At 52.8% G+C, this 18,468-nt stretch carries 15 protein-coding genes and 1 pseudogene; 4 read left to right on the top strand and 12 right to left on the bottom strand.

Annotated elements, in window-relative coordinates:
* Positions 1-69 precede the first annotated feature (69 nt).
* Entirely contained in the window at positions 70-1,500 is a 1,431-nt protein-coding gene (locus tag MKX64_RS16410) for a HAMP domain-containing sensor histidine kinase (RefSeq protein WP_341036654.1), read from the bottom strand.
* Positions 1,497-2,252, bottom strand: coding sequence for a response regulator transcription factor (locus MKX64_RS16405; RefSeq protein ID WP_341036652.1), 756 nt, complete (start codon positions 2,250-2,252; stop codon positions 1,497-1,499). Before MKX64_RS16405 ends, MKX64_RS16410 begins: the two co-directional genes overlap by 4 nt.
* Before the next feature lie 179 nt (positions 2,253-2,431).
* Here MKX64_RS16405 and MKX64_RS16400 point away from each other — a divergent pair, with 179 nt between their 5' ends.
* Positions 2,432-3,916 (top strand): alpha/beta hydrolase family protein, encoded by a 1,485-nt coding sequence (locus tag MKX64_RS16400; protein ID WP_341036650.1) that lies wholly within the window; start codon positions 2,432-2,434, stop codon positions 3,914-3,916.
* A gap of 144 nt (positions 3,917-4,060) precedes the next feature.
* Here MKX64_RS16400 and MKX64_RS16395 read toward each other — a convergent pair whose 3' ends face one another.
* The 6 genes from MKX64_RS16395 to MKX64_RS16370 all read right to left on the bottom strand — a co-directional run bounded on the left by MKX64_RS16395 (position 4,061) and on the right by MKX64_RS16370 (position 9,612).
* Positions 4,061-4,654 (bottom strand): DUF4825 domain-containing protein, encoded by a 594-nt coding sequence (locus MKX64_RS16395; RefSeq protein WP_341036649.1) that lies wholly within the window; start codon positions 4,652-4,654, stop codon positions 4,061-4,063.
* Complete coding sequence (locus MKX64_RS16390; RefSeq protein WP_095398911.1) at positions 4,651-5,331, bottom strand: permease prefix domain 1-containing protein; 681 nt, start codon at positions 5,329-5,331, stop codon at positions 4,651-4,653. Before MKX64_RS16390 ends, MKX64_RS16395 begins: the two co-directional genes overlap by 4 nt.
* Entirely contained in the window at positions 5,315-5,680 is a 366-nt protein-coding gene (locus MKX64_RS16385) for a PadR family transcriptional regulator (protein ID WP_095266400.1), read from the bottom strand. The genes MKX64_RS16390 and MKX64_RS16385 overlap by 17 nt, the downstream gene beginning before the upstream one ends.
* Positions 5,681-5,914: 234 nt before the next feature.
* A complete protein-coding gene (locus tag MKX64_RS16380) occupies positions 5,915-7,876 on the bottom strand; it encodes a PTS fructose transporter subunit IIABC (RefSeq protein ID WP_341036647.1) in 1,962 nt (653 codons plus the stop codon).
* Between the two features lie 75 nt (positions 7,877-7,951).
* Entirely contained in the window at positions 7,952-8,863 is a 912-nt protein-coding gene (gene pfkB / locus MKX64_RS16375) for a 1-phosphofructokinase (protein WP_155617921.1), read from the bottom strand.
* Entirely contained in the window at positions 8,863-9,612 is a 750-nt protein-coding gene (locus MKX64_RS16370) for a DeoR/GlpR family DNA-binding transcription regulator (protein ID WP_095266397.1), read from the bottom strand. Before MKX64_RS16370 ends, pfkB begins: the two co-directional genes overlap by 1 nt.
* A gap of 257 nt (positions 9,613-9,869) precedes the next feature.
* Between MKX64_RS16370 and MKX64_RS16365 the strand changes: the two genes are divergently transcribed.
* The gene (locus tag MKX64_RS16365) at positions 9,870-10,409 is read left to right on the top strand and encodes a DUF2062 domain-containing protein (RefSeq protein WP_095266396.1); all 540 of its coding nucleotides are present in this window, start codon (positions 9,870-9,872) and stop codon (positions 10,407-10,409) included.
* Between the two features lie 151 nt (positions 10,410-10,560).
* Positions 10,561-12,717: pseudogene (locus MKX64_RS16360) on the top strand (DUF5689 domain-containing protein); the annotation flags it as partial.
* 280 nt (positions 12,718-12,997) lie between these two features.
* Here MKX64_RS16360 and phnE (MKX64_RS16355) read toward each other — a convergent pair.
* From phnE (MKX64_RS16355) to MKX64_RS16340, 4 genes are all read right to left on the bottom strand, one after another.
* Positions 12,998-13,801, bottom strand: coding sequence for a phosphonate ABC transporter, permease protein PhnE (phnE, locus tag MKX64_RS16355; protein WP_445670842.1), 804 nt, complete (start codon positions 13,799-13,801; stop codon positions 12,998-13,000).
* Positions 13,798-14,607 (bottom strand): phosphonate ABC transporter, permease protein PhnE, encoded by an 810-nt coding sequence (gene phnE, locus MKX64_RS16350; RefSeq protein ID WP_095398914.1) that lies wholly within the window; start codon positions 14,605-14,607, stop codon positions 13,798-13,800. The genes phnE (MKX64_RS16355) and phnE (MKX64_RS16350) overlap by 4 nt, the downstream gene beginning before the upstream one ends.
* Positions 14,604-15,380: a phosphonate ABC transporter ATP-binding protein gene (phnC, locus tag MKX64_RS16345; protein ID WP_095398915.1), complete on the bottom strand. Its 777-nt coding sequence runs from the start codon at positions 15,378-15,380 to the stop codon at positions 14,604-14,606. The genes phnE (MKX64_RS16350) and phnC overlap by 4 nt, the downstream gene beginning before the upstream one ends.
* A gap of 151 nt (positions 15,381-15,531) precedes the next feature.
* Positions 15,532-16,527 (bottom strand): phosphate/phosphite/phosphonate ABC transporter substrate-binding protein, encoded by a 996-nt coding sequence (locus MKX64_RS16340; protein ID WP_095266392.1) that lies wholly within the window; start codon positions 16,525-16,527, stop codon positions 15,532-15,534.
* A 177-nt stretch (positions 16,528-16,704) separates the two neighbouring features.
* On the opposite strand from MKX64_RS16340, the gene MKX64_RS16335 reads away from it, so the two are divergent.
* Positions 16,705-18,336, top strand: a complete 1,632-nt coding sequence (locus MKX64_RS16335; RefSeq protein ID WP_341036645.1) for a bifunctional metallophosphatase/5'-nucleotidase — start codon at positions 16,705-16,707, stop codon at positions 18,334-18,336.
* The last annotated feature ends 132 nt before the right edge of the window (positions 18,337-18,468 follow it).

Genomic DNA, 18,468 nt, shown 5'->3' with positions numbered 1-18,468 from the left:
TTATTTACCTGTTATAATACACGAGCCTTGTTTGATGAACTGCGCTATTCCTATCAAAAACCTACACTATTATACTTTTTTTCCATATTTCTGTTCATCCTGTTTGCCATGCGGATCTGTAACAGGCAGCGAAATATGAATCATGGTGCCTTCGGTCTCTGTATCCAGCCTAACTTGTCCACCATGCTTCTCCACCGCCGCTTTCACGATGGAAAGTCCAAGGCCGCTGCCCCCGTCACTTCTGCGGGCCTGATCTCCGCGCACAAACGGATCGAAAATCGCTCTGCCCAGATGCTTAGGTATTCCTGGTCCGTTATCCCCCACCGTTAGATGAACACCATTCTGTTCACGTAGCACCACCCAGACCCTGCCTCCCCTGCGGTTATACTTCAGTGCATTGGTCAGCAAGTTAGCAACCGCTCTTCTCATGTAGCCTTCATGACCATGAAGCCGCACGGGCCGCTCCGGTATGGAAATATCCAGTTCAATCCCCTTCTGCTCGAACGAGTCGTACAGATCGGCTGCGGTGGTCCGGCACAGCTCTGCAAAGTCCAATGGTTTCCGCTCAAAAGGAAGCTCGGCGCTCTCGAACTTCGTTAACGCAAACAGGTCATCGACCAGGGCAGCAATGTAAATCGCCTTGTTGTAAATATGGCTGGCATATTTCCTGCGCTGACGCTCATTCTCCTCGATGCCTAGGCGAAGCACCTCGGCATAGCCCTGGATCGTTGTGATTGGCGTTTTCAGATCATGGGCAATATCCATCAGCATCCGGCGTCGATCCTCCGCAAGCTTTCGATTCATCTGCTCCGCTTGCTCCAGCTTGTCCGCCATCCGGTTGAAATTACGCTGGATGTCCATCAGCTCACGGTTCGCAGGCATGTGAAGCCGGCCCCCTTCCTCCCCCTCAGACATCTTCCCGAGCCGCTGGGAAATAGCAGCAAGAGGAGCCGTAATTCGTCTGGCCGTCATGCGGCTGTATAGCCACAGGCTCAAGAGAAATGCCAGCAGAAATAAGAGCAGCCCGCGGAGTATAAAACCCGAGAACACCCTGGTCTGTTCTTCATTCGGCTTCACCATCCGGCTTTCCTTCACAACAGCCCCGCTCGGGATAGCTACGAGCAGCCGGTATTCCCGGCCCTCTTCGGTTATAAAAGGCGCAGCGGAATAATACCCTAAGCCGCCTTCATAGAACAGAGCGTTCAGCTCTTTTTCCGTGTAGCTGGCCCGGGCTTGTCCTTCACCTCGCACAAAGACCGAATTCAAGTTATCATCAAGGATCTGGATATAGCCCCCGAAATGGTGAACCGTCTCATACGGGATGTCCTCCCAGTTGTCGCGGATCAATTCATCCGCCTTCACCATAGGCAGCGTTTCGCTTAAGTAGGCATCGCGCGCCCCGTACATATGGTTATACACCAAAAATCCGATCAGTCCCAGGATGACGGAAAACAGAATATAATTCATCATCAGGCTCGTATGCACACTCCTGCCCTTCATCTGAAATCATCCCCCTGGAGCGCCAGTTTATAGCCAAGGCCCTTGATCGTAATGAGAAAACGCGGATCGCGGGCATTGTCCTCCAGCTTGTCCCTCAGCCTGCTGATCTGCACCATCACGGTATTGCTGTCCTCAAAATAAGGCTCATTCCACACAGCTTCATAGATTTGCCGCTTCGTAAATATCCGTCCGGGCGCGCCCATGAACAGCTGTAGCAGCTTGTACTCGAGCGGTCCAAGCTGAACGGCCTCCCCCCGCTTATACAGCATACAGGCACGGTGGTCCAGCGTTAGCGGGCCGCATACCGTCCTTGAAGGCGGAGGCTGATCGGCCCCGGGGACAAGCGGCCTCCCCTCGTTTAACTCATAGTAGCGCCGCAGCTGCGCCTTGATCCTGGCGACCACCTCAATCGGACTGAACGGCTTGGAAATAAAGTCATCGGCTCCAAGCGCAAGTCCGGTAACTTTATCCACGTCGCCCGTCTTGGCTGACACGATAATGACCGGAAGGCGAAGCTTCTCGCGGATGCGGGCAATGAGCTGAAAGCCATCCAGCTCCGGCATCATAATATCAACCAGGGCCAAATCCACATGCTCCTGCGAAAGGATATGCCAGGCCTCACGGCCGGAATAGGCTTCCAGTACCCGGTAGTGCTCCCGTTCCAGAAACAGCCGGAGCAGCTCCACGATTTCCGTCTCGTCATCGGCGACAAGTATCGTATGCTTCTTCTGACGTTCTGCTTGAAATTCCACGGTGATTTCCTCCCCAACAGTTAACGGCTGACCGCTGCTTCCTACAGCCCAATATACACGATACTCCGCGAATTCAGGCTGCTGTTTTCACAAATTTAAGGTTTATGTAAGGTTGACTACAACCCGAGGACAGGTTGGCTTGATATGATCGTGATATGATGTAAATATGGAGGATCAATATGCGTACTTTCGAAATCTTACTGCTTATCGTTAACCTCGGACTGCTTATCATCTGCACGCTCTGGCCAAGCAGGCATCCGTTAAGGCTGCGCGCTGCGGCAGCCGGAATAACGGCGCTGCTGAGTATGATCCAGATGGTGGCCGAGGGCTTCCGCTGGCAGATGATCCCCGTGTATGCGGTAAGCGTACTGCTGGGACTGTCAGCACTTGTTCTGATCCTAAGCAAGCACAAGCGCTCCCGGCAACCACGCCCAGGACCCCGCTTCGGCATCCGCTGGCTGCGGACCTGTGTTACGGTGCTGCTGCTTGTGATGTACACCGGCGTTTCTGTGGCGCTTCCGTCCCTGCTTCCGGTGTTCGCATTTGCCACACCAAGCGGACCGCACGGCGTCGGGACAACCTCCTTGATTCTCGTAGACGAGCGTAGAGATGAGCCCCATACGGAGGATCCATCCGACCACCGAAGGCTGGCGCTTCAGATCTGGTATCCTGCCAGCGTCGAGGAGCGTCCCCATGACAAGAGGGCCGATTATATCGAGCATCTCCCCATTATATTAGAAGGCTTAGAGCAAGCGATCTCCATACCTCCGTTCCTGATGAGCCAGTTGCGATATGTGAAAACCCACGCCTACCGGGAAGCTGAAGTCGCTCTAGATCAGGAGCGCTATCCTGTACTGCTTTTCTCCCATGGATTGACTGGCTTTCGCAATCAGAACACGTTTCAGGTTGAGGACCTGGCAAGCCGGGGCTACATCGTAGTTGGCATCGATCACCCTTATGACGCTGCAGCCGTCGTCTTCCCGGATCATACGGCCATGTTGAAGCTGGATAACCTGTCGGGCTTTGAAGCTTATGAGGCCAAAAACCGACTGTGGGTTGAGGACATCAAGTTTGTACTTGATTATTTGGAGCGCGTAAGCCCGGCGGAAGAGGAGCATTTCCTGTCAGGCCGCATGGATATGGACAAGGTGGGCATGTTTGGCCACTCCTTCGGCGGAGCAACTGCCGCGCAGATGCTGATGGAGGATCCCCGTATTAAAGCCTCCTTGAATCTGGATGGCGCGCTGTACGGACAGCCGATTCCGGAAGAAGGCTTTGACAGACCCTATATGCAGATGAACGCGGACACAAGCATCGATTACGATAATTTTGCCCAGTCTTTGGATGAAGCCATCGAAGCGTCCGGCAGCAGCCGCGAGGAATACGAAGCCTTCTGGGCCGAGATGACTTCCAGGCGCAACCATGCTGCTTCCGGAGATTCAGCGTATTCTATCGTATTGGCCAAAGCCGACCATATGAGCTTTACCGATTTCTATCTGTTCTCGCCGCTGCTTGCGCTGAACAGCACGTCTCCCCGGCAGCTGCACCATTCGGTTAATGAAGTGACGGCGGCATTTTTCGATCAATATGTGAAGGGGGAAAACGGCATATCCATTGAACGGACGATCGACAGCCTGCATGGCATCACAGCGGAACAACGCTGAATGACAGCCGGGGATAAGTCCGATGAACCAACGAAAAACCGGAGCGCACATGGGGTTCAAACAAAAGCCAGCTGTGCATCTCCGGTTCTATTGCGTTATGATGTCAAGCACGGATGATTAGCATAAGCCGAATAAACACAAGCTTTATTGTCCGTTTGCCGCCTGAAACTCTTCCAGATGCAGGACCCGTTCAGCAAAATTCCGTACATAATCCGCATCACGCAGCCTGTCGCGGACCTGCTCTTCCCAGACCTCGGCATCCCGAAGCACGGATAAACTTCCTTCTTCTCCATACCAGGATTCCACCAGCTCCCTGTCCGCCACAAACACAGTCTCATCCTCGAACACAAACTTCAGCTTCTCGAGATTATCGATCATAACGAAATTCGCCGTTGCATTATATAGAAGAATTTCCTTCAGCTTATGCGGTTCCGTATCGCCAGCGGCAGTCTGGTACCGGATTTCTGCCGTCAACACTTCGGGATATAGCTGGAACGTCCGCCCTATATTCCGAAACGGAAGAGAAGCGTTCAAGTTGATCAAATTCCCCGCATCCCCCATATATGGGCTGGCATAAGCCACAGTGGGCTCAATGTGATGGGTGAGGGGATCATTCTGGTCCATTTCATACTGCTTAGCCTGCCTATCAAGCTTGGGCTTCACGTAACCTTCCATGACGGCCAACCCGATCATGCCGACCACCAGCAGCACGACAATCCATACGCCTGTACGTCTCATGACTGCTTCACCTCATACTTCGTGATATACTGCCCCGCCTTTCGCGCCGCCAGCGGAATAATGATCGTTGTCAGCGGAAGAACAAGCTGCAGCATCGTTTCATAGAAATCATAAGGCCCGCTAAAACCTACCTGTCGCCCAAACCATAGATCTGAGCCAAACTTAATGAGAAGGCTGTATCCGGTTATCACGATAGCAAACAGCCCCCATAATATCCACACTCTTCGAATCATCCGCCCAATCTTGCCGGTATCTACCTGATCGATTTCAGCCGAGCTGGGAAAGCCTTTCTGCAGCATCGTAAGCAGCAGCACGCCGCCCGCTATCCCGAGCACCATGAACAGTGTGTTCACCATCACGCCCGAGAGGGTGAGCCTGGCGGGAATGGTCACAATCCACGCGATGAAAACATACAGCAACGCTCCCTGCATGACATCATATCGATAACGATGAATATACACCGTCTGCTTGTCGTCAATAATGCTGTCGATATCGTCCAGATCCCGGATCGCCTGACTGATGGCTTCCTGATAATCCATACCGCTGCTCATACAGTCTGCGACCTTCGCTTCCAGATTGCTGAGAATCTCCTGTTTCAGCTCCATCACAGCTTTCGTCTTGCGCTTGTTGGCAAATAATCGGTCTACAAAAAGATTCAGATCATTTCTGTCCGTCACCTGATGCCAGCTCCTTTCCATCTCCAATGAGAACATCAATAATGGCTCGTGCAGCTTGCCATTCCTGCCATTTCACCTTAAATCGCTCCCGGCCATCGGGGGTAAGCGTGTAATATTTGCGGCGGCCGCCTTGCGTCTCCTGGCCCCAATAGGATCGGATCAGCCCCTGCTGCTCCAGCCTGCGTAGACTCGAATATAGCGTGGGCTCTTTGAGCTCGAATCTGCCGCCACTGCGAATGCCAAGCTCTTTAATAATCTGATAGCCATAATTATCCGCATCCAGCAGTACCCGCAAAATAAAGGCGTCGATGTTCCCGCGAACCAGATCACTGTTATGTAACGACTCCATTAGGCTGTAACCCCCTTATTAACAACACAGGTACAATATAACGCATATAACTATGTCTGTCAAAGTAATATTAGAGACATAACGGACACCTTCCCTCTGTACTGTTCATGCAGCAGCGTTTACACATAAAAAAACGACCCGGAAAAGGTTGGCCCTCATTCCGGATCGTTTCGATCCCCATCGATGATGGTGGTCAGGTTACATCCATCTCGTAACCCTGCGCTGAAGTGATTTTTATGATTTCGATTCAAGCGGTTTCTTCCAAACGCCAAGCAGCATGGCTGAAATAACAGCCCCAATCGCTACGGCCAGCAGGAAGAGCATCGCATGATTAGCCAGTGCGGCCACAAATATGCCTCCGTGTGGTGCCGGCACATTAATGCTCCACAGCTGGGTCAATCCGCCAGCAACCGCTGAGCCGAGAATACAGGAAGTGAGCACTCGCAGCGGGTCGGCTGCTGCAAACGGAATCGCCCCTTCCGTAATGAAGGATAATCCCATAACATAGTTTGTTATGCCTGATTTGCGTTCCTGCTCTGTAAACTTCGGTTTGAAGAAGGTTGTTGCCAATGCAATCGCAAGCGGAGGCACCATCCCTCCAGCCATAACAGCGGCCATCATAGCTCCATTCGTGTTGCCGCTAGAGGCAAATACCCCGATCGCGAACGTGTAGGCCGCCTTGTTAAAGGGGCCGCCCATGTCAATAGACATCATGCCTCCAAGCACAAGGCCAAGGATAACCGCATTGGCGGTTCCCAGATTGTTCAGGATGTCTACCATGCCCAGGTTCAGCCAACTGAACAACGGGGAGAAGAGGTAGAACATGATTGTTCCGGTGATGAGCAACCCTAACACCGGGTACAGCAGTATTGGTTTCAGTCCATCCAGCGCTCTCGGCAGGCCGGCAAACCACTTGCGAAGCAGAATCACGACATACCCCGCCAGGAATCCGGCTGCCAGTCCGCCAAGGAAGCCCGAGCTCGAATTCAATGCGATCAATCCCCCGACCATGCCAGGCATTAAAGCTGGACGATCGCCGATGCTGATCGCAATGAATCCAGCCAGTACCGGGATCAGGAAATGAAAGGCCCCTTCGCCTCCGCCAATGGTCTGGAGCAGCTGGACAAGCGGATGGTCAGCGCCCGCCAACTGCTCCAACAGGAATGAAACAGCCAGCAGAATGCCTCCGCCAACAACAAACGGAAGCATATGGGAGATTCCGTTCATCAGATCCTTGTATATTTTGCTTCCAATTCCGCTCTTCTCGCCATCCTCCTGTGCCTCCGCGCCGCCGCTGCTGTGATAAATCGGGGCATCTCCTGCCAGCGCTTTGCGAATCAGCTCCTCCGGTTTGCGGATGCCGTCACTGACAGGCCTCTGCAGCACAGGCTTTCCGTCAAACCTGGCCATTTCCACCTTTTTGTCTGCAGCGATGATGACCCCTTTCGCGCGCCGAATTTCATCCTCTGTCAGCACATTTCCTGCCCCTTCAGAGCCATTGGTTTCTACACGGATATTGACGCCCAGCTCTTGAGCCTTCTTAATGAGAGCGTCTTCAGCCATGAACGTATGGGCAATGCCGGTCGGACACGCCGTGACCGCTACGATCAAATCTTTGCCCTCATTCATATCCGCGTGTTCCTTCTCGGCTTTCTTCGCCTGCGAAGCTGTTGCCTTCTCCGCCTTGGCCTGTTCGGCTTTGGCTTCTTCTGCCTTAGCTTGTTCTGCCTTGGCTGCTGCTTCAGCCTGCTTGCTATCGAACAGCGCTGTAACTTCATCAGGCGTCCTGGTCTCCATTAACTGGCCGATAAACTCGGCATCGATTAACAGTTTCGACAGCGCAGCTAGCGTACGCAAATGGGTATTGCCCGCGCCTTCAGGCGCAGCAATCATGAAGAACAGATGCGCCGGCTCCCCGTCAAGCGCTGCGAAATCTACGCCTTGGTTGCTTTTGGCGAAGACCACGGTCGGCTCATTGACGGCCTTTGTTTTGGCATGCGGCATCGCAATGCCTCCCCCGATCCCCGTGCTCGATTCGGCCTCCCGCTTTAAGATCATCTCCTTGAACAAGACCGGATCGTTGATGCGGCCGCTAGCAGTTAGGCTTGCGATCAGCTCATCGATCGCTGCTTCCTTGGATGTCGCCTTCAAATCCATGATCATCGTTTCGCGGATCATTAAATCCGTTATCTTCATCGGTTCCACTCCCTTGTACTCAATTTAGAGCGATGCTCTCGTGTTGCCCGTCATCTTGCTATATGAAAGCCTGCATCACCACTCGGTTATATTCACCTGCGGACAAAGCTCTTCGATCCGGCTTCTTGTCGCCAGATCGTCGGAGAACGCTGTCGCGCTTCCCGAAGCAACGCCGGTTCGAAAAGCCTCCATTAGCCCTTGGCCAAGCGCCAATGTTCCTACAAACCCGGCAATCATGGAATCCCCTGCCCCTACGGAATTGCGAACCGCACCGGCAGGTACATCCGCATGGAATACCCGATCCGCTGTAATCAAGAGCGCTCCTTCTCCTGCCATCGATACAAGAACATGCTGGGCGCCCATATCCAGCAGCTTCCGGCCATAGGTGACTAGCTGCTGCTGCGTCTCCATCGCCACACCGAACAATTCGGCGAGCTCATGATGATTCGGTTTCACAAGCAGCGGTTTATGTTTCAAAGCTTTGAGAAGCGCTTCCCCGGTTGTGTCGATGACAAAATCAGCACCGGTTGTGCTGCACACCGAAGTTAAGCGATCATAGTAATCTGAACCGAGAGACGGCGGCGCGCTCCCCGACAGCACCACGATGTCTCCTTCACGAACCCGGGATAGCTTATGAACAAGCTCCTCTGCCTCCTCTTCCCGGATCATCGGCCCCAGACCGTTCACCTCGGTCTCATCTCCATGCTTGAGCTTAATATTGATTCGCGTATCATCCTGGATCGTGACAAAATCAGTGCGGATACCGCCCTTCGTTAACGTCTCATCCACGAAGCGGCCCGTAAATCCGCCTAAAAAACCAAGCGCCGTATTCTCCGCACCGAGTTGCCCCAGCACCCTGGATACATTAATCCCCTTGCCGCCGGGAAACTTTAAATCCCGTGTCATTCGATTGAGGCCGCCTAGCTGCAGCTCTTCTACTTCCACGACGTAATCGATGGAAGGATTCAATGTTACTGTATATATCATCATGATCCCTCAATTATTTTGGTTTTCTGTGAAATGACCTTTCTCCACGACGCGGATAAGGATTCCGTAATCAGCACGGCTTCATTCATATCCAGCAGCTTGGCAAAAGACACCTCGCCTATTTTGCTGGAATCTGCCAGCACGTAGCTTGTTGCCGATAACTGATGGGCCCGCCGCTTAACAAGCGCTTCCTCGGGATCCGGTGTCGTATAGCCCATCTCAGGATCCACGCCATTGGCGCCCAGAAAGCAGCGGTCAAAGCGAAAGTTGTCCATATTCTGCAAGGCTATGCTGCCGATGACAGCCTTTGTATGCATCTTCATCATCCCGCCCAGCAAATAGCTCTTGATGCGCTTGCTCACCAACGCTTCAATATGAGACAGACCGTTGGTCACTACGGTGATATTATTGGCTTTTATGAATGGAATCATCGCAAGGGTTGTTGTCCCCGCATCCAAATAGATGCTTTCGCCATCCCTCACTAACTCCGCTGCCAATTTTGCGATAGTGTTTTTTTCTTGAATGTTTTTGGAAGATTTCTCGTCCATGCCGGGCTCCAGCATCTTGTCACCAGGCAACGCGGCCCCGCCATGAATACGCTTTAACATTCGGCGTTCTTCAAGGTCGATCAAATCCCGCCTGACCGTTGATTCCGAAGCTCCCAGCAGTTCAACCAACTCCTGAAGCTTTACGACACCGCGCTCTTGTAAGCGCTCTAATATGATTCGGTATCTCTCTTCTGTCAGCATTTGAATCCCCCTCCGATTTCTATCGTACCATAAAACCCGCAAAAAACAATCATATTATTTCATAATCATTCACAATCATTCAAAAATGTCCACGACGTCAACTTACAAAAACATAGATTTCAGAAAGCGCTTAACGATTCAAAATCTCTGTTCATTCGACATCGTTAGCGGTATAATGACGGAAGCTTGAACATGAAATCGTATATAATAAATACTATAAGGATTTGCTTCTATATTATTTTCCGGGAGGCTACACTTTGTACCGCAAATACAGCCGACAACTGAAGTATTACATCCTCAGACTGCTTCGTATGAAAAACAGCAACCATCGTATCGCAATCGGCTTTGCTTGGGGCTTCTTCCCATGCTGGTATCCTACGTTCGGAATCGGCATGGTGTTGTCCATGGTGTTAACCCGCGTCTTTCGCGGCAATATTCCGGCTGCCATTCTCGCTGCATCTCTCGGATCCTTTATTTGGCCGGCCTTGTTCTATCTGAATTACCGAATGGGCGTACTGATTCATCTGCTCGGATCTTCACCCGAAACGTTTGAAATTCACGAAGCGATCTCGGCTCCCGTTCCCGAAACGGACTATACGGAGTACACGGTCGAGACGGACTATGTTGGTAAATTCGGCCATATGGGCCTGAACTTTGCGATCGGCTCCATCGTGAACAGCATCATCTTTACTTTCTTGATTTACTTGCTGCTGCGCATCATCTTCCCGCGGATCCAGAAACCGCTGTTGAAGAAGCTGAGAACATCAACATCCCGCAAAACGGGGGCCCATGCCTAAACCAGGCGTCGGCTCCCGTTCCTCTTTCTGTTATTTTTTACAATTCTCCCTCCAAAATTTACATATATATGGAATTTAAATCGATATTCAATTGCTAGAATGAGTTCGAAAGACGAATTCATTTGAAGTGGGAGGGATATCATCCGTGAATATGACATGGATCAAGTCAAAATGGTTGAAGCTTGTTCTCGCATTTTCGTTAGCTTTGCCGCTTCAAGCAAGCCTGCTATGGGACAGCCTGGAGCAGATTCATGCCGAAGGGCCTAGCGACCCGGCACCGTATATCGAAGCCAAGGTTGTGAATCACAACGCAGGCAAGAAGGTGCTATTCGACAACACGCATGCTCAAACCGCCGGGGCTGCAGACTGGGTCATTGATGGCGGATTTTCCGACTTTGGACATGCTCTTGCAAACGACGGGTTTTATGTAAAAGAACTGCGAAAGCTAACTCCCTTTACGTATGATGACTTGAAAGATTACGACGTCTTTGTTATTGCCGAGCCGAACATTCCTTTCAAAGCTTCCGAACAGGCGGCGATGGTGCGTTATGTTCAGGAAGGCGGCAGCATCTTCTTTATCGGCGACCATTACAATGCCGACCGCAACAAAAACCGCTGGGACGGATCCGAGTCGATGAACGGTTACCGCCGCGGTGCATGGGATAATCCGACGAAAGGCATGAGCCTTGAGGAGCGCAATTCCGAGGCGATGCAGGGCGTTGTCAGCTCGGACTGGCTGTCGGATAATTTTGGCGTCCGCTTCCGCTATAACGCGCTTGGCGACGTGACGGCCAATCAGATTGTATCCCCTAGCCAATCGTTTGGCATCACGCAAGGGGTATCGGCTGTAGCCATGCATGCCGGTTCTACCTTGGCGATTACCGATCCAACCAAAGCCAAAGGCATCGTTTATCTGCCTCAAACCCAAGCGGCCTGGCCTAACGCAGTCGATCAAGGGGTGTACAACGGAGGCGGCTTCGCCGAAGGCCCTTATGTCGCCATTGCCAAGGTAGGTGCGGGTAAAGCGGCATTTATCGGCGATTCCTCGCCAGTGGAAGATGCTACACCGAAATACTTGCGCGAAGAAAACGGCGCTCGGAAAACGACGTATGACGGATTCAAGGAAGCGGATGATGCTGTTCTCCTCGTCAATCTGATCAACTGGCTCTCTGAGAAAGAGAACTACACGAGCCTGGCCGATGTCAACGGACTGGAGCTTGATCCAGTGACCGCTCTGCATCCGTTCGAGATTCCTTCCGCTTCGACCGAACCGCAGCCTGAACCTTGGTCTGCACCGGCTGCAGGCTATAAATGGTATGATCGTTCTACCTTCAAACCGGGCTCCTATGGCGGTCCCGAAGCACCACCCGTCGTTACTTACGACTTCGTGAAGCAAAATGTGCTTCCAAACGCAGCCGATTTCCAAATTCGTGTCGTGGCAGAGCGTATGCCGCCAAATACAACGGTATCCGGATTCACAGCCGGGATTTACCTTACCGGAGGCACGCAGGTGGCGATGGTACAAAATGCAAACGGCAGCTGGCCGACATCCTATGGCTACAGCGCCCCATTCAGCCTGACCTCCGACAGCAGCGGACGAGCATACACGGATCTGACCGTACGCATCCGCCCTGGAACGAACGGTGCAGCGAATCTTCGCCTGCGGCTGAACGGCAACAATCTGATTACACAGTCGGTAACGATCGCGAACGTGCCGGCCGAGCCGCTTCCAGGCCTTGAGAATCCGGTTCCTTCCCTGCTATCCATCGCTGAAGCGCGCAGCCGCGCTGTCGGCTCCACCGTGACTGTAGAGGGTGTCATTACGACCAAGCCGGGCAGCTTCGGCGGACAAGGCTTCTACATTCAGGACCAAACGGCCGGCATCTACGTATTTCAAAACGCAACCGGGTTCAACCAAGGAGACCGCGTGAAAATTACGGCGCCGACTACACTGTACAACTCGGAGCTCGAGCTGACTGACCTGATCTCGATTGAGAAAAACGGGAGCGCCTCCCTCCCTGCACCGGTACGGGTAACTTCCATTCACGAGCAAAATCAGGGCCAGCTTGTTCAGCTTCAAAATGTGACCATCCGCAACATTCAAAGTGCAGCGCCCGCAGGCTCGTTTGAATTCAATGCCGTCGCAGCTGACGGGGCTGTAACGCTCGTTCGCGTCGATGCTCGCACCGGTCTGTCGCAATCCTCCTTCCCTTACCGGGAAGGGCAGCAAGTCAGCATTACTGGCGTGTCATCGATCTTCAGAAACACATACCAGCTGAAACCGCGGGATCTGGCCGATTTTGCACTGGCACAGCCATCGACGCTTCACAGCTCGCCGGAAGAGCTGGAGTGGGATCTGGCCAGTTAACATCTGACTTGACTTATCGTCTTATCGTCACCCTGTACAAGCAAATAGTAACCATTCCATCCCCTATCCGTTAATAAATCCACACAACCTAAAAGGTCGAAGCCAGGCTCGCACTGCAGCCATGTCTTCGACCTTTGGTCATTCTGTATAACATTACATACAGCCTCCCTGACCCTTGGTCCGGAAGCTTGGAATGATCAAGCGATAAGCCTGCCTCCGCTTATACAAGCTTCTTGCGAATATAACCGGAAATGAGATCAATTATCGTAATCATGACAATGATACCAAGCAGAATGATGCCAACGCGCGGCCAGTTTCGCGTACTGAGCGCAAAGATCAGCGGCGTGCCGATACCGCCAGCACCGATAACTCCCAGAATGGTAGCTGAGCGCACATTGATTTCAAAGCGGTACAGCGTATAGTTCAGGAAGCCGGGCAGCACCTGCGGCACGACCGCATACCATAGCTGCTGAAGCCGATTCGCTCCCGATGCCATCAGCGCCTCGGTCGGCCCGGGGTCAATCGCTTCCACCTCGTCGGCATACAGCTTGCCCAGCATGCCGATCGAGTTCAAGCCGAGTGCAAGCACACCGGCGAAGGAGCCAGGGCCAACCGCTTTGATAAAGAGCAACGCCATGATAATTTCTGGAAAGGTACGGATGAAGCTGAGCACCATTTTACCGGAACCGGAGATGAAGCGAAACCGGCTTATATTGCGCGCAGCCCAGAAGGCAAACGGAATGCAGATCACAGCCGAAATCACTGTCCCCAGAATCGAGATGGCCAGCGTGTCCATCAATCCGCGCAGCAGATCCTCCCCCTCCGGGAGATACACATAATTCCAGTCAGGCGAGAAGATGCCTGCAACAATCGACCGCATAATTTGTCCGGCTGTTTCCTTGAACCCCGTAAACGGAACTCCGGAGAAGGCCCACACGTACAACAGCACGAGCGCGATATAAATCAGCCAACGATATGGATTTTTCCGCGGTTTGCGGATGACAGTTGTCCCATTTTTCATCATAATAATTTCTCCCGCAGCTTCATGCTTACATAGTCGATCACCAACACAATCGCAAGCGTGAACAGAATAATGACACTGGTCTTGTCATATTCCAGAAAGCCCAGGGTCGCCTCATAATACAGCCCGATCCCTCCGGCACCGACAAGGCCCAGGATAGCGGCTGCACGCACATTGATTTCAAAGCAATACAGCACATACGACGTAAACTGGGCAGCTACCTGCGGCACAACGCCAAAGATGATCAGCTGGGTGCCGGTTGCCCCCACCGATCGCATCGCTTCGAGCGGCCCCTTGTCTATCGTTTCCAGCGACTCATAGGTCAGCTTGGCAATCAGCCCGACCGAGAAGACCGCCAATGCCAGAATGCCGGGGACCGGCCCAAGGCCAAATACGGCTACGAATAACGCGGCCAGCAGCAAATCCGGAATCGTCCGGACAAGATTGAGCACGAATCTCGCTGGAAAATAGATCCACCGGCTGGGCATTAAATTGCCCGCACACAGAACCGCTACCGGAATCGCCAGCAGTCCGCCGATCGTTGTACCGATCAACGCCATCCGGATCGTCTCCAGCATGCCGTTTGTGATGTTCTTAAAATAACTCCAGCGCGGAGGGAACATATCCCGGAGCAGATCGAGCATGTTGGGCAGTCCTCTAACCAGCTTGCTGAAACTTGCATCCGTCTGGACGGCACTTGCCCAGATGAGCAGCAGAATGATTACGGCGGTCAGCCCGTGCTTCATTCGAGTCGGCGGCTTGGAAGGATGTACCGCAGACTTGGCTGACGTTTGAAGAGGTGTTTTCATGCTGTCGTCACTTCCCCCAACAGCTCATCCTGCTGGATCGGCCGGCCATAGATTTCGGCAAAACGCTCGTCCGTTGCCTCGGAAACGGGCCCGTCGAACACCACTTCCCCTGCGCGCAGGCCTACAATTCTCGTCGCATATTCCCTCGCCAGGTCAATAAAGTGAAGGTTCACAATCGTAGTAATCCCGAGCTCGCTGTTAATCCGCTTCAGGTCATCCATAACCTGCTTGGTCGTTAGCGGATCAAGAGAAGCGACCGGCTCGTCGGCCAAAATGATTTTTGCCTCTTGCGCCAGCACGCGCGCAATGGCCACACGCTGCTGCTGTCCGCCCGAGAGCTGATCCGCACGGGTATAAGCCTTTTCTGAAATGTTGACCCGCTCCAGCGCTTCAAACGCCAGCTCGATGTCAGACTTCGGAAATCTGCCAAGCAGCGTGCGCAGTGTTGAATGATAGCCGACCCGCCCGGCCAGCACATTGCGCAGTACGCTGGATCGCTTGACGAGGTTGAAGCTTTGGAAGATCATCCCGATGTCGCGTCGAATCAGCCGCAGCGCCTTGCCCTTGGCGGCCGTAATCGATTTCCCTTCGATCAGGATTTCGCCTTCGCTTATATCGTGAAGTCGGTTAATGGATCGCAGCAGCGTCGATTTGCCTGCTCCCGACAAACCCACCACAGCTACAAACTCTCCCTTATCGAACCTCAGATTAATATTATTCAAGCCTTTGGTGTTGTTCGGATACACCTTGGATACATTGTGCAGCTCGATCATGATTAACTCCTTCTTTCCAAAAATAATAAGAAACTTGCCGTCAGCAAGCGGACAGAACGAACAGAGAAATAGAATGAGACAAGCCAGTACAGCGCGTTTGACGCTGAACCGGCTTGTCCGCTGTCCTTATACCTGCTGCGGCGAATGACCGCTATTCCGTTTTTACTTTGTTGTTGTATTCACGGACAATTTCGAAGTTGCTGTCATCGGACTTGACATAGCCTTCGTGGGTGTAGATGTCCTGGATAATGCTGCGGCCTTCAGGATCGTTGCCGATGTCGATAAAGGCCTGCGTAATTTTCTCCGACCATTCCGGATTCATATCTGTTCGCACGGAGATCGTGTCATTCGGAATCGGCTCCGTAAATGCCAGTACCCGTGTATCTTCAAATACCGACGCGTAGTCCTTGACGACCGTGTTGCGCGCATCCTGGAAGATCGCGGCTGCATCCACATCACCGTTCAGAACGGCGATTACGCCTTGGTCATGCCCTTTTACCGTTACCGGCGTTACATCCTGCAGCGGGTCCAGACCGTTGTCCATCAGCAGCGCAGCTGGCCATACATATCCGGCAGAAGAGGTTACGTTCTGGTAAGCAATCTTCTTCCCTTTCAGATCGGCTGGCGACTGAATTGGCGAATCCTTCTTCACAATCAGCATCGATTTATAAGAATCTACAAGTTCTTCTGTCGGGGCTCCCGTGGCATCGTCAACACCATAGCGCTGAGCCTGCAAAATCACTTCTGCAGCGCCCTTCTCTTTAGCCAGCACATAAGCCGTTGGCGGCAGGAAACCTACGTCAACCTGCTTGGAGGCCATCGCTTCAATGATCGTGTTATAGTCTGTCGATACGCTGACCTTTACCGGAATGTTCAGGCGATCACCGAGCAATTTCTCCAACGGCTTTGCTTTCGCTTCCAGCGTGTCGGCATTTTGGGATGGAACGAATTGAACCGTCAGCTCAGTCGGAACATAGCCAACCGGGGCTTCCGCTTCAGTTTCCGCAGGAGTGCTGGCTGGTTCGGACGCTGAACCGTTGCTCGTGCTCCCAGTGTCTGTCGCACCTGTGGATGTGTTGTTACCGCCGCATGCACTCACGAGCAGTACCATGAGCAACAAAGGTAAAAACAATACAGACTTCTTCAATCTAAACCCTCCAAATGAGTTCTATTTTTTATTACTCGTCTACTATAAGTTCCATTTATTTACGGAATGTGAAACAAAAATCATAATTATGTAAAATTATAGGACATGCTGTCAGTTCAGACGCAATCTGCTAGAATAGCTTCAGCATACTGAATTCGCAAATAAGGAGCTGCGAGAATGACCATTCAAGAGCAACCCCGTCGTTTCACATGCGACATCGTGGTAACCAGCGATCTTCACGGTGCCATTCGTCCCGTTAATTACAGCACCAACAAGCCTGTCTCCACAGGTCTGGCCATGCTGGCGTCCCGGATCAGGGAGCTGCGAGAACAATCCCCAGAGCTGCTGCTCATTGACAACGGAGATCTGATCCAGGGCTCACCGCTGGCGGCACTTGCCGCGGCGAGCGCTGCCAGCCAGGGCGAATTCCGTCACCCGTGCATCCTTGCCCTGAACGAGTTGGCCTACGACGCGGCGGTCATCGGCAATCATGAGTTCAATTATGGACAAGCCCTGCTGCGCAAGGCTGTCCTAAGCTCCCGCTTCCCCTGGCTGTCAGCCAATATTGTGGAAACAGCCACCGGTGAACCCGCTTTTGGCCCCCCTTATCTCATTAAGGAACTGCCCCCTGGTATCAAGGTTGCCTTGCTTGGCGTCACCACCCACTACATTCCGAACTGGGAGCAGCCGGATCACATTGAAGGCTTGGCCTTTAAGGACGCGCTGGAAACGGTTCAAATCTGGGTAGAGCGGATTCGTGAGCAGGAGAATCCGGACCTCCTAATCGTCTGCTATCATGGCGGGCTGGAGTGTGATCCTGTCAACGGCGAGCCGACGGAGCGGCTGACGGGAGAAAATCAGGCATATGCCATGGCTCGGCATGTCAGAGGAATCGATGTGCTGCTCACCGGTCACCAGCACCGGCTGCTGGTCGAAGAGATTGACGGCGTTACGGTTGTACAGCCTGGTTCCGGAGGAACGGCGGCAGGCCATGTCTCTGTCGAGCTGGAACAGCTGCCCGGCGGCAAGTGGCGAATTCGGCAGAAACAGGCCCGTCTTCTGTTCCCAGAGAAGCAATTGCCACCGGATCCCATGATCATGAGGCTGACCGACGAGCTGGAGCACAGCACCCAGCAGTGGCTGGATCAGCCGATCGGCCACACCGAAACTGACCTTTCCATAGCCAGTGCCTATGAACTCCGCCTGGCCGCTCATCCCTTTATCGATCTGGTTCATCAAGTTCAGATGGAGGCAACAGGTGCAGAAATATCCTGCACGGCACTGCTAAGCGAAAGCTCCCCGGGCTTCAAGGGGGAAATTACCGTACGCGACGTGCTGTCCAATTTCATCTATCCCAACACATTGACGGTGCTGGAGCTGAAAGGGCAAGACATCCGCGATGCCCTGGAGCAAACCGCACTTTATTTTCAGCTGAGCGAAGATGTCGCTATAATGGTAAACCCGGCATTTACCACGCCAAAGCCGCAGCATTTCAATTACGATATGTGGGCCGGGATCGAGTATGTGCTCGATATCGGAAGACCGCCAGGCAGCCGGGTAGTGAAGCTGGAGCGCGGCGGCATCCCGCTGGATATGGAAGCGACCTATGCCGTTGTCATGAACAACTATCGTGCCGCTGGGGGCGGGGACTATTCGATGTATGTGGGGAAGCCTGTCCGGCTGGAGCTAGCAACCGAAATGGCCGAGCTGGTTCAGGACTATATCAGACGAAATCCGAAACTGTCAGCTTCACCGGTCAGCAGCTGGAAGATTACGGCTCGCGGTGAGCAAGCTGCACACCATTTGTAATAGGAAAGCAACCATCAACGACAATTCTCAGAAGAACCAGAAAGAGCAAGCCGCCGCACGAACGTGCAGTGGCTTGCTCTTCTGGTCTAAGCTGAATCAAGATGTATCTCTGCTTATCGTTAGACCCTTGTC

This window comes from Paenibacillus sp. FSL M8-0334 (genome assembly GCF_038000405.1).
Lineage (GTDB): Bacteria > Bacillota > Bacilli > Paenibacillales > Paenibacillaceae > Paenibacillus_AQ > Paenibacillus_AQ campinasensis.
Note: the sequence above shows the minus strand (reverse complement) of the source record. Positions and strands in the feature narration are given on the sequence as shown.